The sequence below is a fragment of the Aquisphaera insulae genome (assembly GCF_011064615.1).
GTDB lineage: Bacteria > Planctomycetota > Planctomycetia > Isosphaerales > Isosphaeraceae > Aquisphaera > Aquisphaera insulae.
In genome coordinates, this window is the sequence record NZ_JAALJH010000001.1 from 80,056 (window position 1) to 97,620 (window position 17,565).

Sequence of the window (17,565 nt, forward strand, 5' to 3'; positions counted from 1 at the left end):
GTCAGTTCAACACCGGCAGCACGTTCTTCGCCTGCCGCTGCTTCTCCTTCTCGACGAACGAGGCGAGCGGCTGAGTCTCTTCCTCGAACCGCTCGACCTCCTCGAGGAGGGCCTGGACCATCTCCGCCTCGTTGACCTGCCGGATGGGAACCCCGCGCTTGAAGATGATCCCCTTGCCCGCGCCTGCGGCGATGCCGATGTCGGCCTCCTTGGCCTCGCCGAAGCCATTCACCCGGCAGCCGAGGATGCTGATCCGCAGCGGGTTCGTGAGCCCCTTCATCTTCTCCTCGACCTCGGCGACGATCCGCTCGAGGTCGATGTCGAGCCGGCCGCACGTCGGGCAGGCGACGACCTCGGGCTGGGTCACCCGGCGGTCGCAGGCGCGGAGGATGTCGAAACCGGCCGCGATCTCCGGCACCGGATCGCCCAGGAGCGAGACCCGGATCGTGTCGCCCACCCCCCGCAGCAGGATCGAGCCGATCCCCGCGGCGCTCTTGAGCGTGCCGTATTCCCTGGAACCGGCCTCGGTGATGCCCACATGAGTCGGATAATCGCATTTCGCGGCGTACTGGGTGTAGCACTCGACGGCCGTGGGGACGTGGCTGGCCTTCAGGCTGACGATCATCAGCTTGTAGCCGAGGCCCTCCGCGGTCTCGATGTGCCGCAGGGCGCTCTCGACCATGGCCTCCGGGCAGGGGAAGCCGTACTTGTCGATCAGGTCCTTCTCCAGGCTGCCGGAATTGACGCCGATCCGCATCGGCACGCCGGCATCGCGGGCCTTGCGCACGACCTCCTTGAACCGCTCCTCGCCGCCGATGTTGCCGGGGTTGATCCGGATCTTGTCCACCGCCCTGCGTCCGGAGGGCGTGCGAGCCTCCAGGCAGGCCAGGGCCATTCGGTAATCGTAGTGGATGTCGGCGATCAGCGGGATCTTGATGTGGTCGCGGATTGCCTTGCAGCCCTCGACGTCCTCCTTCTTGGGGACGGTCACGCGGACGATCTCGCAGCCCGCCTCCTCGAGCCGGAGGATCTGGGCGAGCGTCGCCTCGGCGTCGAAGGTGTTCGTCGTCGTCATCGACTGGACCCAGATCGGGTTGGATCCGCCGACGACATGGTCGCCGAGGCCGACTTCCCGGGTGGCGTGACGCGTAACGGTCGTGGAGTAGGCCATCTAGGCTCGTCCCAAAATCCTGGATTGGGCGGACTTATCGCCGAGTCACCGGCGCCGCGGACGCATCAATTTATTGTAATCAGAAGGCCTCGGTCGGTCAATGGCGAGCGTCGGGCCTGTCCCTCCGCCGGCCGCTTCGATACCATCCGGTCATCATCGAGGAGGATGGAGATGGGACGCCTGCCGATGCCGGGCCCGATCAAACGTGTCCTGGTCCCGATCTGGAACGAGGCCCATCGCCTGGGCTGGCTCGTCCGCGAACAGTCCGCCGCGATCCTGTCGGGGAGCACGTCCTTATGCTCCGTCTGCGGCAAGGTCCGGCCGATGATCTACCGCCGGCGAGTCGTCCCCGAGAAGCTGGTCGAGCGCTGGGGACTCACGCCAGAGCTCGCGGCGGCGCTCGCCCGCAAGGAGTCGTCCGACTGCGCCGGTTGCGGCGCCAAGCTGCGAGCCCGGCGGCTGGCCTCGGTGATCCTCGAGACCTTTCCCGTCGGCAGCCCCCCTGCCCCGGCCCGTTCGCTGGCCGGCTGGGTGAAATCTCCGGAGGCCGCCCGCCTGCGAGTCGCCGAGATCAACCGGATCGACGGCATCCACGAGGTCCTCAGGGCCTTACCGAACTTCGCCTCATCCGACTATCATCCCGGTGCCTTGCCCGGCGAGATCGTCGAGGGGACTCGATCCGAGGACCTGACTCGGTTGACTTACCGGGATGAGAGCTTCGACCTGGTGCTGACCTCCGAGTCCCTGGAGCATGTGCCGGACCTGGACGCGGCCCTCGGCGAGATCCGCCGCGTCCTCGTCCCCGGCGGCCGGCACATCTTCACGATCCCCGTACTGCCCGATGAGCCGAGGACATTCTCGCGAGCCGAGCTGCGACCCGACGGGTCGATCAAGCACCTCGCGGCCTCGATCCACCATCCCGGCGGCGACGTGGGCTACCTCGTCTTCACCGAGTTCGGGGCGGATCTGCCGGAGATCCTGAGGGCCGCCGGATTCGAGCTGACCGTCCACTTCGGTCCGGTCCGGGACGACGACCTGGCCCAGGTCTATGGATGCGAGCGAATCGATTCATGAGCGGCTGACAATCGTGTCGTATACAAGGGACATATTCCGCACGAGCAAGCTCCGACACGGATGGTCCCGTAAGCGATCCAATCGAAGGCGCCCGAGGGAGCCGGAGGCGATCAACGTGACGAACCAATCCCGCCAGGCTGGGAAACGGCTGCGTTCTATGGTGCGGGGGTTCATGGCCCTGCTGGCGATACTCGCCATCGCATGGGCCAGTTTCTTCGGTATCGCACATCTATTTGTCTATCATGTTAACGCCTATAAACCTAGAACTACGGATGATCCTGCCATGCGGGCCTCGTTCGAGAGGGACTACGAGAGGGACATCGCCTGGAATCGCCAGAGTCCCGTGTTCGTAGCGACGCTCTCCTCCTTCCTGGCAGTGGCGGGACTGTCCATCGGGCTGAAAAGGATGCTCAGATCAAAAAAGAGTTCGGTAGACTCGCCTCGAAGCAAGGCCATCGTATTCGCATGCTCGACGGTGACGAGGACCATCGTCGCGGGGGTCGTGCTGGCCGTCATCGGCTATGGCGTGGGCATCTTGCTGGTCATGTTCTCGGACGATTGACCTCTCGAGGCGGTCTGTAATTGTCGACGATCGGATCGAGCGGAAGGAGCGAACTGCTCCCGTCACCGGGCATTCGAAGTTATTGGCCTAGCGATCTCCTCGTCGGCGCGTGCCACGTCCTCGTCCGTCAGCTTGTAGACATAGATTGAATGACCAATCCTCTCAATCGGCGTGAACATCCGAAAATAAGAGAAGGCATCCTGTGCGGCGTTCCAGGCCGGCTCCCACACGAAGGGGGACGGGTCGTAGATCCGCCAGCTCAGGCCCTGGACGATGGTGGCGCTGAGGGCATAATAGCCGGGCCGGAGCTGAGCGGCCGGGCCGGTGGCCCGCAAGGGAGGCGCCCCGGGATCGCCCATCGTCTTCAAGCCACCCGGCCGCACCGGCGGGATGAACCACTTCATCACGGGCCCGCGCGACTCGAGCAGGGCGGGGTTGATCTGCCCGAAGTAGGCCAGGCCGATCGGCTGACCCGCGGCCTTGTCGCGATACCAGTCCTGGAGGTTGATCAGGTCCTGTCCCCAGTCCAGGTTGCTGTCGATCAGACGAGGGGGCACCCGGTCGGGCCCCCCCGACAGGACATTGAAGTAGGCCAGGTACGAGGGGTGGATCGTCGCCGTCGCGGCGATCGTCAGGAGGAGCGAACCGAGGATCCCGCGCCGGGCCCAATGTCCTCGCCGGCCGTCGAGTCCCCATGCCCAGGGGACGACCTTGCCGGCCGCGATGTACAGATAGGGCAGGATCGCGAGCACGTACCGCAGGCCCAGGTTGATATCCGTGAGGAAGCTCATCGAGAAGAGGACGACCGCCGGGACGGCCGCCAGGCAGATCTCGTCGGCCCAACTCGCCCGGTCCCTGCTTACGATCGCAAGCAACGCGAACGACCCCAGGATCAGGAGCCATGTTCCTTCCGGCAGCTTGTAGGCCAGCGTCGCCAGGTAGTAATACCACCAGCCGGTTCGTCGGAGCTCTCCATTCAGGTAGACGGGATAGCCGTTGACTGACCTGTCCGAGGAGAGCGCCTCGGCCCGGGCCGCATCCAGGTCCCCACGGCCCAGGGCCTCGAAGGCACGGGAAAGCCGGACCGGGATTCCCTCGGTCTCGACCCGTTGCTCGTCGAACCCGAGCAGGTAGTGCGACGGCAGGGGCGAGGGCAGGCCGGCGAGGAATGTACCGCGGAAGCGGTTCTCGCGGAACGGCCACATCATGGCGAAGAGCTGGTTCTTGGTGGCTGGTGGTTGCCGCAAGCCTCCGGGCACCGGTCGCGTCAGGCTCGATGAGGCGAACTCGAAGCGGCCGAGCGGCGTGCCGACCCCCTCGAAGAAGTAGCCGGCGTCGATCGTCAGGAGACTGAGCAGGACCACGAGAAAACCGTGAGCCGCGTAGCGACCGATCGTCCTCGTTCGCTCGTCGGCGCGGACGACCAGCGCGAGCCAGACGACGGCCAGGAACGGCCAGACGAGATAGAGGACCAGCATGCTGAACTTGCAGAGCTGCGCCAGGCCGAGAAGCACGCCCGCCAGGACAGCCCGGCGCCAGCCGGGTTTTCGGAGGTACAGCCAGAAGGCAAAGGTGGCCAGCACGCCGACGGCCGTCGATCCGGCGTCGGTGGTGAGCAGCCGGCCGTGGGCCAGGATGTTCGGGCAGAAGCACCAGAGCGCCAGGCTCAGGAGTCCGCCGCCGGTGCCATAGAGCGATCTCGACCAGGCGAAGACGACGAGCCCCCCGATCACGCCGAAGACCGGCATGACCATCCGGGCCAGCGTGAACAGGTCGAAGTAGCGATCCGAGTTGAACCGGGCGAACGACTGCGAGAACGTGGTCGGCGACGGGTCGGGGTTGGACCAGCTTTGTTGCTGATAGACGGGCTCCATCACGGGCCTCGCCAGCACCGCGGGGAGTGCGGCGACCATCCGGACGAGGGGAGGATTGTGGTGATACAGGCGGAACGTATGCTGCTGCCAGTACGTGATCCCGGCGGGGAGGTGGACGACCTCATCGACCGTGGCGTTCTCGCGGACCAGGCTCGATTCGGCGAGCGCGACGTGGGCGACCAGGAGCGCGGCGACGGCCAGGGCCTCGCCGAGCGGCCCGCGAAGGCGGATCCGGCCCGGCGAGGACGCGTGAGATTCGGCAAGCTCCTTCTCCTTCGGGGCGTTCAAGCCTGGCTCTCCACCAGCTCGGTCATCTGCTTGAACGTATCCTTCAGATCCGTGTACAACTTCCCGTAGATCTTGAAGCCGCGATCGTAGAATTCCTTGACCTTGGGGTCGACGGGCGTGGTCTCGACCGTCCGGATCGTGGCGTCGCAGGCTTCCGGGACCGAGGCGAAGCCGCCGGTGCCGACCTGGGCGAGGAGCGCGACGCCGAACGCCGGGCCCTCGGTCGAGTTGAGCGTGACCGCGTCGGCCCCGTAGACGTCGGCCTGGATCTGCCGCCAGATCGGGTTCCGGGCGCCGCCGCCGGAGAGCCGCACCTGAGTGACATGGACCCCCATCTCGCGGATCAGCTCCAGGCTGTCCCGCATCGCGTACGTGGCCCCCTCGAGCACGGCGCGGATCATGTGCGGCCGGCCATGGCGGACCGTGAGGCCGATCCAGCCCCCCTTCGCGTCGGGGTCGAAGTGAGGCGCCCGCTCGCCCGTCAGATAGGGGAGGAAGAAGAGGCCCTCGCCCCCCGGCCCCGCGAGCGCCGCCTCCGCGGTCAGGAGGTAGTACGGGTCGATCCCCTGCTCCTTCGCCATGGCGACCTCCGCCTTGCCCAGCTCGTTGCGGAACCACTGGAAGCTGCCGCCGGCCGAGAGGACCACGCCCATCGTGTAATAGGCACCGGGCACCGCGTGGCACCCGCGCTGGAGCCGTCCCTGGGGGTCGAAACCGACCTCGTCGGCGTGGGCGAAGATCACGCCCGAGGTCCCCATGGTCGCCGACACGACCCCCTGCCGGACGATCCCGTTGCCCACCGCGCCGGCCGGCTGGTCGCCGCCGCCGCCGACCACGGGCGTGCCGACGGCAAGACCCGTCGCCTCGGACGCCGCCGCGTTCACCTCGCCGGAGACCTCGTAGCTCTCGTAGCAAGGGGGGAGGATCGCCGGGTCCAGGTCGAGCTTGCCCAGCAGCTCCTTGCTCCAGCGGCGGTTGGCCACGTCGAGCATCAGGGTCCCGGAGGCGTCGCTGACCTCGGTGGCGTACGTCCCCGTGAGCTTGTAGCGGATGTAGTCCTTGGGGAGAAGGACTTGGCGCACCCGGTCCCAGTTCTTCGGCTCGTGGCGGCGGACCCAGAGCAGCTTGGGGGCCGTGTAGCCCGTGAGGGCGATGTTGGCGACCATCTTGACCAGGGCCTCCCGGCCGCCGGCTCGCTCCTCGATCTCCCGGCATTCGGCCGCAGTCCGCTGGTCGTTCCAGAGGAGCGCGGGGCGGATGACCGCGCCCGCGTCGTCGAGGAAGACCGAGCCGTGCATCTGGCCGCTGAGGCCGATCCCGGCCACATCGGCCGGCCTGAACTTGCCCGAGGCGAGCACCCCCTTGAGGGTCTGGACCGTGGCGTCCCACCAGAGTTCCGGGGACTGCTCCGACCATCCGGGCTTGGGGTACGAGCACGGATACTCGGCCGACGCCGAGGCGAGGATGGTCCCCGTCTCGTCGATCGCGATCGTCTTGGTCCCGGAGGTTCCGATGTCGATGCCTATCGTGACGCTCACGAGTGAATCTCCCACCGCTCGCCGCACCGGAGGACCTTCGCCGAGACCCCCGCCGGCAGTCGGCGGGCCTCGGCCTCGAAGCATTCAACCGGAACGGTATTGAATGTGAACATGTCGTAGTGATGAGGCACGACGAAGCGGGGCCGGACCCGGCCGGCCAGGTCCACGGCCTCCGCCGCCGTCATGTTTCCCGGCACGCCCCGCGCCGGATCGCGACCGTTGATCGGCAGCAAGAGCACGTCGAACGGCTCGCCGCCGAGCTCGCGATCCAGCCCCTCGTAGTCCAGGCTGTCCCCGCTATGATACAGGCGAAATCCCGAAGTCTCGATGACGTACCCAAGGTAGAGGCAGCGACCTCGGTCATCCCGGTCGATCGCCTCGTGGGCGGAAGGCACGGCCCGGATTCGAAAGCCGGCCTGCTCGACCGTCCGTCCGGCATCCGTCGGCAATAGCCGGTCGCGCCCCAGCCCCATGCCGGCGGCATGCTCCAGGAGGGACTCGGGCAGCACGAGCCGGGCCCGTCCCGCGCGGAGCAGCTCGGGCATGGTCCCGGGGTCCAGGTGGTCGGAGTGCTTGTGCGAGGCCAGGACGAGGTCCACGCCCCGAAGATCGGCCCCGCGGAGCGGCGATCGCGTCATCCGGACGTGCGGCCGAATCGTCCCCTCGTACTTCGTCGTCAGGTGCTCGGAGAGGTAGGGATCGACGACCAGGATCCTCGTCCCGGATCGGATCACGAACCCGCTCTGCCCCAGCCACCAGATCGACAGCGAGCCAGGTGAGACGGCCCTCTCGAAGATCTCGGCGACCAGGTCCGATCCGCTCCGGACGGGCTCGATCATGTCTCATCGGTCCCCTGATGGCGTCTCGACGGCCCACCCCACGGGCCGCCCGCCGCCGGCTGCATTATGGGCACGTCGACCGCTCGATTGCGACGGGTGGGCCCTTTCGTCCGGTCGGCGCGGGGCCCATGATGAGACCGTGGGCTCGACGCCGGGAGCCCGGCCGCTCCTCGCGCCAGGCTCGTCACCCCGGCCTGCCCTGAATCCGGTGCCCGATGACTCCTCTCTGGCTCCTGCTGGTGCCGCTCCTGGGCACCTCCGGAGATCTCGATCCGATCTCCCGGGCCTTCGATGTGCCGCCCGCCGCCGCGCGGCCCTGGGTCTACTGGATGGTGATGGACGGCAACTTCTCTCGGGCCGGCATCACCGCCGATCTCGAGGCCATGCGAGCCGCGGGGCTGGGCGGGGCGATCCTGCTCGAGACCGACCTGGGCCTCCCCCGCGGCCCCGTCCGCTTCGGCTCGCCCGAATGGGTGGGGCTCGTCGCCCATGCGGCGGCGGAGGCACGCCGGCTGGGCCTTCAGCTCGCGCTCCCGACCGGGCCGGGTTGGTGCGGCACCGGCGGGGCCTGGGTCCGGCCCGAACACGCCATGCAGCATCTCGTGGCGACGGCGACCCGCGTGAAGGGACCCTCGCGATACGACGGGATCTTGCCCCGACCGGCTCCGCGGAAGCCATTCTTCGGGGTCGAGACCCTGACTCCAGAGCTTGCCCGGACCTGGCGGGACTTCTACCGGGATGTCGCGGTCCTGGCCTTCCCCTCGCCGGCACCCACCGCCTCGCCCCCGATCGCGGATCTGGACGAGCAGGCCCTCGTCTACCGTGCGCCCTACTCGTCGCAGCCCGGGGTCCGGGCGGTCCTGCCGGCGCCCTCCCGCGAGCCCGCCGTGGCGGCGGCCTCGTGCGTGGCGCCCGAGAAGGTCCTGGATCTCACCGCGAGCCTCGGGGCCGACGGTCGACTCGCGTGGGACGTTCCCGACGGGACGTGGACCATCCTTCGACTCGGCCGCACCCTGACCGGCCAGACGACCCGGCCCGCCCCGGCGGCGGGCCTCGGCTTCGAGACCGACAAGCTCGCCCCCGAAAGCCTGGATGCTCACCTCGACCGCTACCTTACCCCGCTGCTCGAGGCCATCCCGCGGGCCGATGGCTCCGGGACCGGACTCACGACGCTCCACTTCGATAGCTGGGAAATGGGCTCCCAGAACGCCTCGCCGCGATTCCTCCAGGAGTTCGCCGCCAGGCGGAAATACGACCCCAGGCCATACCTGCCGGTCCTCGCCGGCCTCGTCGTCGGCGATCGCGAGCGATCGGAGCGATTCCTCTGGGACCTCCGCCGTACCGCCCAGGAGCTGACCGTGGCGAACCACCTCAACCGCCTCCGCGATCGCGCCCACGGGGCCGGGCTCGAGCTCTCGGTGGAGCCCTACGACATGAATCCCGCAGGCGACCTCGAGCTGGGGGCCGCGGCCGACGTGCCGATGGGGGAATTCTGGTCCGCGGGCCACGGCTTCAAGACCGAGCACACGGTCTTCGAGGCCGTGTCGATCGCCCACGTGCACGGCCGGCCGATTGTCGGCGCCGAGGCCTTCACGGCGGCCCCCGGCGAGGACTGGCGGCTCTTCCCGGGTGCCCTCAAGTCCCAGGCCGACTGGGCGCTGGCCTCCGGGCTCAATCGGCTCGTCATCCACCGATACCAGCACCAGCCCGAGCCGGTCCGTCCGCCCGGCTGGACGATGGGGCCCTACGGCGTGCACTGGGAACGCACCCAGACCTGGTGGCCCATGGTCAGCGGGTTCCACGACTACCTGGCCCGCAACCAGGCCCTGCTCCGGGTCGGCCGGCCGGTCGCGGACATCCTCTTCCTCACGCCTGAAGGGGCCCCCTCGGCCTTCCGTGCCCCCGGCTCCGCCACCCAGGGCGACCCGCCCGATCGCCGCGGCTACAACTTCGACGGCTGCGATCCGGACTCCCTGATCGAGCTTGCAGCCACCGATCACGACGGCCGCATCGCCTTCCCCGGCGGGGCTTCATACCGCGTGCTCGTGCTGCCTCAGACCCCGGCCATGACGCCCCGGCTCGTGCGAGCGATCGGGCGGCTGCTGGATGCCGGCGGCACGGTCGTCGCCGGCCCGGCCCCCGCGCGCAGCCCGAGCCTCGAGGGCTACCCCGGCTGCGACCAGGAGGTCGCTCGCCTGGCCGCCCCGATCTGGAAGTTGCCGCGGCTCCTCGAGCGGCACGCGGCCGGGCAGCTCTATCCCGATTACGACGTACTGTCGGCCGCGGTCGGCAAGCTCGGGTTGCCCCCAGATTTCGAGTCCGATATCCCCCTCCGCTACACCCATCGCCGGGACGTCGGGGCCGACCTCTACTTCGTGGCCAACCCGACCTCCGCCGCCGTGACGGCGCTGGGCCGCTTCCGCACCCTCCGCCCGCACGTCGAGTGGTGGGACCCGCTCGAGGCCAGGCGGCTTGCCGGCCCGTCGGCGCGGACGGAGGACGGCCGCAGCGTCGTGCCGCTGCAACTGGGACCCTTCGAGAGCGGCTGGCTCGTCTTCCGGGACACCGCCGGTCCGAAGCGGCCCGCCCGCACCGAGCCGCGACCGTGGCGAACCCTCGAGGGCCCGTGGCGGGTCGAGTTCGACCGCGATCGGGGCGGGCCGCCGGAGGTCGTCTTCGACCGCCTCGATGACTGGGCGAGGCGTCCCGAGCCTGAGATCCGCGCCTACTCGGGCCGGGCCGTCTACCGCAAGCGGTTCGACCTGGGACCGTCGGAGGTGCCTGCGATCGACGGCGTCGATCTCGGCCACGTCGAGTGTGCAGCCCTGGTTCGCCTCAACGGGCGGGACCTGGGCCCGGCCTGGTGCTTTCCATGGCGAGTGCGGATCCCCGCGGGCATCCTCCGCGCAGGCGCCAACGACCTGGAGATCACCGTCGCCAACCTCTGGATCAACCGGCTGGCCCACGACGCGGGACTGCCCGAGGCAGAGCGACGGACCTGGACGACGTTGACCCCGTACCGGCCCGGCGAGCCACCCCGAGCGTCCGGCCTGCTCGGCCCCGTCCGGCTCGAGTCGCACCCGGCCGGGCCGTGAGCGTCGGGCTCAGCGGCTCAGCTCGGAGCGGACGATCTTCGCCCCCTCGACCAGGGACTTCGCCTTGGCCGCCGCGACGTGCCGCGCCGTCTGGGAGAAGCCGCAGTCCGGCGTCACCGAGAGCCGCTCCGCCGGGACGAATTTCAGGGCCGTGCGAATCCGGTCGGCGACGAGCTCCGCCGGCTCGATCCAGGTGTTCTTCACGTCGACCAGGCCCACCGCGACGTCCATCGAGTCCGGCAGGCCGCGGAGGAGCTCGATCTCCGCCATCTCGCGGCTGGCGAACTCGAGCGCGAGCTGGTTGACCTTCGCCCGGCCCACGTGCGGGAAGAGCGGCCCGTAGGTCCGATGCCCCACCGCCCGGGCCCGGAAGTTCCCGAAACACATATGCATACTGATGTAAGCATCGACCCCCTCGGTCGTCCGGGCGATCACGTCGAGGAACCGGTCGGCGGCGTCGGGGTGGCAGGCGAAGCTCGGCTCGTCGATCTGGAGGAACTTCACCCCCGCCGCGGCCAGGGCCCGAAGCTCCGCGTTCACGATCGGGATCAGGGCCTCGGTCACGGCCTCGCGATTCGAGTAGACCTCCCCGCCCTCGATGCAGCCGGCCAGGGTGAACGCTCCGGGGACGGGCATCTTGACCGGGAGCTCGGTGATGGCTCGAAGGCGATGATACTCGGCCACGGTCCCGAGCCCCTCCGGTGCCGACAGCGGCGCGACGCATCGATAGCGATCGCGCTGGTCGTGCGCCGGGGCCCCCCAGTGGCGGGCCCTCCGCAGCGGCTCGAGCCCGCCGAGATACTCGTAGAACCCCAGGTTGAAATCCACCCGCTGCATCTCGCCATCGGTGATCAGGTCGAGTCCGGCTTGCACCTGATCGTCGATAGCCAGTCGGACGGCATCGCGAACGGCCTCCTCACGGTCGACCGGTCCGAACTGATCGGGGTGCGACTTCACCTCGGCCACGAATCGTTCGTACCAGCCTGGGAAGGACCAGCTCCCGATCACCGTCGCCGGAATGGTTGGCAAGCGCATGGCAGTTTCCTTCGGCCCTCGCAAGCGGTTGGTGATCGGTTTGAATGTACTGGCACGGGCGCCTATAAGCCAGTGCCGCGCGGTCGAGCCGAGTCCGTCGAGGGAGGGCCTGGCCGATGGATTTCTGGCATGCAATGATGATAAGAATCACGAAATCAATCGTCCGACTGGCCTCGACAGATTCCCGGGTTATAATTTAGACAGATCACCTCCGCTTCAGGGGCCGATGAAGATGGGGAGATCAACGCGGACTCCCTCCCTCTCCAACTCCGGAGGCCGTGTCATGAGTCGTCGCGCACCGGGTCCAATCTCCGCTCTTCTGACAATTGTCGTTGCCTTGGGATCCGCCTCGGGTCAGGTTCGAGGCGGCTCGCCGCGGCCGAGCCGGCTGACGGCCGAGGATCGGGCGGAGCTGCGCCAGTATGCGGTGGCGACCTGGAGGTCGTTCGAGCGGATGACCTTCCCCTCGGGCCTGCCCGCCGACGGCCTGAACCGGGACGGCGCGGGGTGGGGGACGCCGACCCTGCAGACATCGCCGACCAACATCGGCGCCTACCTGTGGAGCATCATCGCGGCGGAGCGGCTGAAGTTGATCAGTCGCGAGGAGGCGCTGGCGCGGACCGAGCGGACGCTCGACACGCTGGCGATGATCGACCGCCATCATGGCTTCTACATCAACGACATCGACCCGCGGACCGGCGGGGCGGTCAAGATCTCGATCCACGACGCGACGCCGAGGCGCCCGCTGGTCTCGTGCGTGGACAACGGCTGGCTGGCGGCCTCGCTGGTCATGGTCTCGAATGCCAGGCCGGCGCTCCGTCCCAAGGCCCAGAAGCTGCTGGATCCGATGAACTTCGGCTTCTTCTTCGATCCCTACAACGCCGCCGATCCCATCAATCATCCGGGGCTCCTCCGGGTGGCCTACTGGGCCGACGATCGCAGCTTCTATGGGCATTACGGGATGCTGAACTCGGAGGCGAGGATCTCGAGCTACCTGGGAATCAGCCGCCGGGACCTGCCGGAGGATCACTATTTTCGGCTCTACCGGACGCTCCCGGCGAGCCTGGGGGAGCAGGCGCAGAAACCGGTCGGCCAGTTCCGCGAATACATGTCCGTGAAGGTCTTCGAGGGGGCCTACACCTACCGAGGCTCCCGGATCGTCCCGAGCTGGGGCGGGAGCATGTTCGAGGCCCTCATGGTGACGCTGTTCGTCCCGGAGGACGTCTGGGGGCCCAGGAGCTGGGGTGTCAACCACCCGCTCTACGTCAATGCCCAGATCCAGCACGGGATCGAGGAGGCACGCTACGGGTTCTGGGGCTTCTCGCCGGCCAATTGCCCGCGGGGCGGTTACGAGGTTTATGGGGTCAAGGCCCTGGGCACCGATCCTCTCGGCTACCTCTCCTTCGACATCGGCGCCCCGCGACTCCCCTCGAGCCCCGCCGCCTCGCCCACGAAGCACGGCGTCGTGACCCCGCATGCCTCGTTCCTCGCCCTCCGCTACGCGCCGCGAGAGTCCATGGATAATCTCCGCAAGCTGGCCGCGAGCTTCCCCATCTACAGCCAGTTCGGGTTCCTCGACTCGGTGGACGTGGGATCGGGGATCGTCTCCGGCGGCGTGCTGGCCCTGGATCAGGGGATGATCATGGCCGCCATCGCCAACGAGCTGGCCGACGACGCCATGCAGCATGCATTCAGCGACGGCCCGATCGAGGAGGCGATCCGCCCCATCATTGCCCTCGAGGAATTCTCCTCCGGGAGGATCGATACGCCGATCGCCTCGGGCGCCCGCCCCCGTGTCCCCGCGGAGCTCACGGCCCACTCGCGATGATCGGGCCCGGGGCCGCGTCCGGATTCCGATTGCGAATTCCGGAATCGGGCGCCAACGGCCCCTGCATCCGGCCCGTACTATCTGGACGATGGACGAGTGTTTGACAAACCTTGGAATCCGGACGGGCAACTGGGATCCCAGGACCCGTACCGATGCCGGAACCTCCGTCGAGTCCCCAGGTTCGATGGATTCGTTGCATTTTGAGGTTCCCGAGGGTCTGGTACTTCCTTCGAGCGCAATCGTCTGATAAACTGCCCTCAGCTTGCATCGGGTTCTCCATCCGCACGTGCATCAGCGTCGACACGGTCCATCCGCCCGTAACCCCTGCCCGGTCGAATCCCTCCACCGAGTATTCTCCCCCCAGGAGATCCCACATGCCGACGCCCAACCGTCAGCCATTGTCCCGCCGCGGCTTCCTGACCGTCGGATCGATCGGCCTGGGGAGCATAACCCTGGCGGATCTGCTCAGGGTCCAGGCCCGAGCCGACCTGAAGAGCTATGCACCGATCCCGGCCAAGGCCGACTCGGTGATCCACATCTTCCTCCCGGGCGGGATCTCCCATCAGGAGACCTTCGATCCCAAGCCGTTCGCCCCGGTCGAGTATCGCGGGGACATGGGGTCGATCCCGACCAAGATCGACGGCGAGCGGTTCAGCGAGACCCTGCCGCAGACGTCCCAGATCGCCGACAAGCTGACCATCATCCGGTCGATGACCCACGGCGAGGCGGCCCACGAGCGCGGCACGCACAACATGTTCACGGGCTACCGGCCCAGCCCGGCGCTCCAGTACCCGAGCTTCGGCAGCGTCATCTCCCACGAATTCGGGCCCAGGAACAACCTGCCGCCGTATGTCTGCGTCCCCCGCCAGCCCAACGTCTACGCGGGGACCGGCTATCTCAGCTCGTCGTTCTCCCCGTTCAGCCTGGGCGCCGATCCCGCCGACGCCGGCTTCCGGGTCCAGGACCTGAACCTCCCGGGCGACGTGAAGGAGGATCGATTCTCCACCCGCCGCCGGGTGCTCGACGCGGTCAATGACCATTTCGCCCGCAAGGAGAAGAGCGACAACATCGCCGCCATGGACACCTTCTACGACCGGGCCTACAGCCTGATCAGCTCGCAGAAGGCACGCGAGGCGTTCAACATCGCGGCCGAGCCGGCCAAGATCCGCGACGAATATGGACGCAACGCGGCCGGCCAGCGGCTCCTGATGGCCCGCCGGCTGGTCGCCGCCGGCGTCCGGATGGTCACCGTCGAGTATGGCGGCTGGGACTTCCACGTCGGGATCGTCAACGGCATGAAGACCCAGTTGCCGGCCTTCGACCAGGCGTATGCGGCCCTGATCCGCGACCTGGAGCGGAACGGGCTGCTCGAGCGCACGCTCGTCATGGTGTCGAGCGAATTCGGCCGGACCCCGAAGGTCAACAAGGACGCCGGCCGCGACCACTGGCCCAAGGTCTTCAGCGTCGCCCTCGCCGGCGGCGGCGTGAAGAAGGGCTACATCCACGGCGCGTCCAACGCCACCGCCAGCGAGCCCGACAAGGATCCGATCGGTCCCGAGGACCTGGCGACCACCGTCTACAGCCTCCTCGGCATCGTCGCCGACAAGGAGCTGATGGCCCCCGGCAACCGGCCGATCGAGATCGTCGACGGCGGCAAGGTGGTCAAGGACCTGCTCGCCTGATCGTGGATTGCAAAGCCCGCCCTCCGAGCCCGCAGGACGACAGAGACGGAGGAGAGGAGTCCGCCTTCCGCATCCCCACCGCCGAGATCCCACCATGCCCCGACCTACCCCCCCCGCCCGCCGGCTCGCCCTCGCTCCGCTCGCCCTGTTCCTCGCGTTCGCCCCGACGGCCCCCGCCGCCCGGGGCGCCTCGCCCAGCCTGACCGCGCTACGACCGACCGGCGGCCAGCGCGGGACGGAGCTCGACGTGGTCCTCTCCGGCGCCAGGCTCGGCGACGCCAAGGAGCTCGTCTGGTATCAGCCCGGGATCGCCGTCGCCTCGATCACCAAGCTGGACGACAACAGCGTCAAGGCCCGCCTCAAGATCGCCCCGGACGCGCCGGTCGGGCTCCACGACCTGAGGCTCCGGACCGCGACCGGGATCAGCGAGCTTCGCACCTTCAGCGTGGGCGCCCTCAAGGAAATCGCCGAGGCGGAGCCGAACAACGACTTCGACAAGCCGCAGGCGATCCCGCTCAACGTGACGGTCAACGGCGTCGCCGGCAACGAGGACGCCGACTACTATGCAGTGGAAGCGAAGAAGGGGGAGCGGCTTTCGGTCGAGGTCGAGGGCCTTCGGCTGGGCATCACCACGTTCGACCCCTATGTGGCCATCCTCAATGCCAAGCGCTTCGAGCTCGCTTCGAGCGACGACGACGCGCTGATCTGGCAGGATGGATTCGCGTCGGTCGTGGTCCCGGAGGATGGCAAGTACATCATCCAGGTCCGCGAGAGCGCCTATGCCGGCAACGACGCCTGCCTCTACCGGCTGCACGTGGGGACCTTCCCCCGCAGCACCGCCATCTTCCCACCCGGCGGGAAGCTCGGCGAGAAGGTCTCGATCCGCTGGATCGGCGACCCGGCCGGCGACGCGACCACTGACGTGACGCTGCCCGCTACGACCGTCCCCGGCTTCGGCCTCATCCGGCAGGACGCCAAGGGGATCTCGCCCTACCCCAACCTCTTCCGCCTCAGCCCGCTCGCCAACGCGCTCGAGGTGGAGCCCAATGACAGCCAGGACAAGGCCACTCGCTTCACCCCGCCGGCCGCGGTCAACGGGATCATCGAGAAGGCCGGCGACATCGACCATTACATCTTCGCGGGCAAGAAGGGCCAGAGCTACGACTTCCGCCTCTTCGGCCGCCAGGTCCGCTCGCCGCTCGATTCCATCATGTTCCTCGGCAAGAAGGGGGCCGGCGCGGCGGTCGGCGACGACGACGCCCTCGCCCCGGACAGCTACTTCCGCTTCGCCTGCCCGGAGGACGGGGAATACTGGCTCTCGATCCAGGACCAGCTCAAGAAGGGGGGGCCGGACTACGTCTATCGCGTGGAGGTCACCCCGGTCGAGCCGAAGCTGTCGATGACCACCAACATCGAGTACATCACCCTGGGGACCGGCCCGATGGCCGCCGCGGTCCCCCGCGGCAACCGCCAGGGGATGCTGATCCTGGGGAGCCGGGCCGACCTGGGGGGCGACCTCGCCCTGGCAATGCGCGACCTGCCGCCCGGCGTGAGCGTCGAGCTGCCGGTCCTGGCGGCCAGCCAGACGATCGTCCCGATCCTCTTCTCCGCCAAGCCCGACGCACCGCTCGGCGGATCGCTCGCCGTGGTCGAAGGTTCGCCGGCCGACGGCAAGACGAAGGTCCCGACCGCGTTCAGCTCCCAGGCCGCCCCGGTCCTGGGCCAGAACAACGTGATCGTCTGGTCGAGGACGGTCCCGTCGCTGTCGGTGAACGTGGTCGAGGAATGCCCCTACACGATCGAGATCGTCGAGCCCAAGGTCCCGCTCGTCCGGGGCGGATCGATGGGGTTGAAGATCAAGGCCGTGCGCAAACCCGGCTTCAAGGCGGCGATCTCGGTCTACCTCCCCTGGAATCCGCCGGGCGTGGGGTCGGGGGGCGGGATCACCATCCCCGAGGGGAAGGATGAGGCCGTGATCCCGCTCAACGCCGACGGCGGCGCGGAGCTTCGGACCTGGAAGATCCTGGTCCAGGGGGACTCCGGGGTCGCCAGCGGGCCGATCCGGGTCTCGTCCCAGCTCGCCAACCTGACCGTCGCCCCGCCCTACGTCGGGCTCGAGTTCCAGGCGGCCAGCGTCGAGCAGGGGAAGGAGACGGACATGGCGATCAAGGTCAACAAGGCCGTGGACTTCCCGGGCGACGCCACGGTCTCGCTCCTGGGGCTCCCCAACAAGGTCACGACCGACGCCAAGACCATCAACAAGGACTCCAAGGACCTGGTCTTCCGCCTCAAGACCGACAAGGTCTCGCCCGCCGGCAACCACGCCAGCCTCTTCTGCCAGGTCGTCGTGACCCAGAACGGCGAACCGATCGTCCACAACATCGGGACCGGTACGCTCCGGATCGACGTCCCGCTGCCTCCGAAAGCGGCGGCCCCGGCCCCCGCGGTCGCCGCCGCACCGACCCCCGCCCCCGCGCCCGCCGCGGCGAAGCCCCTCAGCCGCCTCGAGAAGCTGCGGCTCGAGACCAAGCAGAAGTCGCAAGGTGGCGCAGGCAAGTGAACGCCGCCCACGGACGCCG

11 protein-coding genes are annotated in these 17,565 nt (G+C 68.4%); 6 read left to right on the forward strand and 5 right to left on the reverse strand.

Annotated elements, in window-relative coordinates; translation table 11 throughout:
- Window position 1: 1 nt before the first annotated feature.
- On the reverse strand, window positions 2–1,171 hold the full coding sequence (gene ispG, locus G6O54_RS00295; protein ID WP_165219059.1) for a flavodoxin-dependent (E)-4-hydroxy-3-methylbut-2-enyl-diphosphate synthase: 1,170 nt from the start codon (window positions 1,169–1,171) through the stop codon (window positions 2–4).
- 171 nt (window positions 1,172–1,342) lie between these two features.
- Between ispG and G6O54_RS00300 the strand changes: the two genes are divergently transcribed.
- On the forward strand, window positions 1,343–2,245 hold the full coding sequence (locus tag G6O54_RS00300; RefSeq protein WP_250846632.1) for a class I SAM-dependent methyltransferase: 903 nt from the start codon (window positions 1,343–1,345) through the stop codon (window positions 2,243–2,245).
- Between the two features lie 115 nt (window positions 2,246–2,360).
- On the forward strand, window positions 2,361–2,807 hold the full coding sequence (locus tag G6O54_RS00305) for a hypothetical protein (protein ID WP_165219061.1): 447 nt from the start codon (window positions 2,361–2,363) through the stop codon (window positions 2,805–2,807).
- A 62-nt stretch (window positions 2,808–2,869) separates the two neighbouring features.
- Here G6O54_RS00305 and G6O54_RS00310 read toward each other — a convergent pair whose 3' ends face one another.
- The 3 genes from G6O54_RS00310 to G6O54_RS00320 are packed head-to-tail and all read right to left on the reverse strand — an operon-like array spanning window position 2,870 to window position 7,346.
- A complete protein-coding gene (locus G6O54_RS00310; RefSeq protein WP_165219063.1) occupies window positions 2,870–4,969 on the reverse strand; it encodes a glycosyltransferase family 39 protein in 2,100 nt (699 codons plus the stop codon).
- A complete protein-coding gene (xylB, locus tag G6O54_RS00315) occupies window positions 4,966–6,507 on the reverse strand; it encodes a xylulokinase (protein ID WP_165219065.1) in 1,542 nt (513 codons plus the stop codon). Before xylB ends, G6O54_RS00310 begins: the two co-directional genes overlap by 4 nt.
- The gene (locus tag G6O54_RS00320; protein ID WP_165219067.1) at window positions 6,504–7,346 is read right to left on the reverse strand and encodes an MBL fold metallo-hydrolase; all 843 of its coding nucleotides are present in this window, start codon (window positions 7,344–7,346) and stop codon (window positions 6,504–6,506) included. The genes xylB and G6O54_RS00320 overlap by 4 nt, the downstream gene beginning before the upstream one ends.
- A gap of 215 nt (window positions 7,347–7,561) precedes the next feature.
- Here G6O54_RS00320 and G6O54_RS00325 point away from each other — a divergent pair, with 215 nt between their 5' ends.
- On the forward strand, window positions 7,562–10,441 hold the full coding sequence (locus tag G6O54_RS00325) for a glycosyl hydrolase (RefSeq protein WP_165219069.1): 2,880 nt from the start codon (window positions 7,562–7,564) through the stop codon (window positions 10,439–10,441).
- Between the two features lie 9 nt (window positions 10,442–10,450).
- On the opposite strand, the gene G6O54_RS00330 is transcribed toward G6O54_RS00325, so the two are convergent.
- Window positions 10,451–11,476 (reverse strand): cobalamin-independent methionine synthase II family protein, encoded by a 1,026-nt coding sequence (locus tag G6O54_RS00330; protein WP_165219071.1) that lies wholly within the window; start codon window positions 11,474–11,476, stop codon window positions 10,451–10,453.
- A gap of 337 nt (window positions 11,477–11,813) precedes the next feature.
- Between G6O54_RS00330 and G6O54_RS00335 the strand changes: the two genes are divergently transcribed.
- From G6O54_RS00335 to G6O54_RS00345, 3 genes are all read left to right on the forward strand, one after another.
- Entirely contained in the window at window positions 11,814–13,304 is a 1,491-nt protein-coding gene (locus G6O54_RS00335) for a glucoamylase family protein (protein WP_205678632.1), read from the forward strand.
- 374 nt (window positions 13,305–13,678) lie between these two features.
- Window positions 13,679–14,986, forward strand: coding sequence for a DUF1501 domain-containing protein (locus G6O54_RS00340; protein WP_165219075.1), 1,308 nt, complete (start codon window positions 13,679–13,681; stop codon window positions 14,984–14,986).
- A gap of 94 nt (window positions 14,987–15,080) precedes the next feature.
- Entirely contained in the window at window positions 15,081–17,546 is a 2,466-nt protein-coding gene (locus tag G6O54_RS00345; RefSeq protein WP_165219077.1) for a pre-peptidase C-terminal domain-containing protein, read from the forward strand.
- Window positions 17,547–17,565 lie beyond the last annotated feature (19 nt).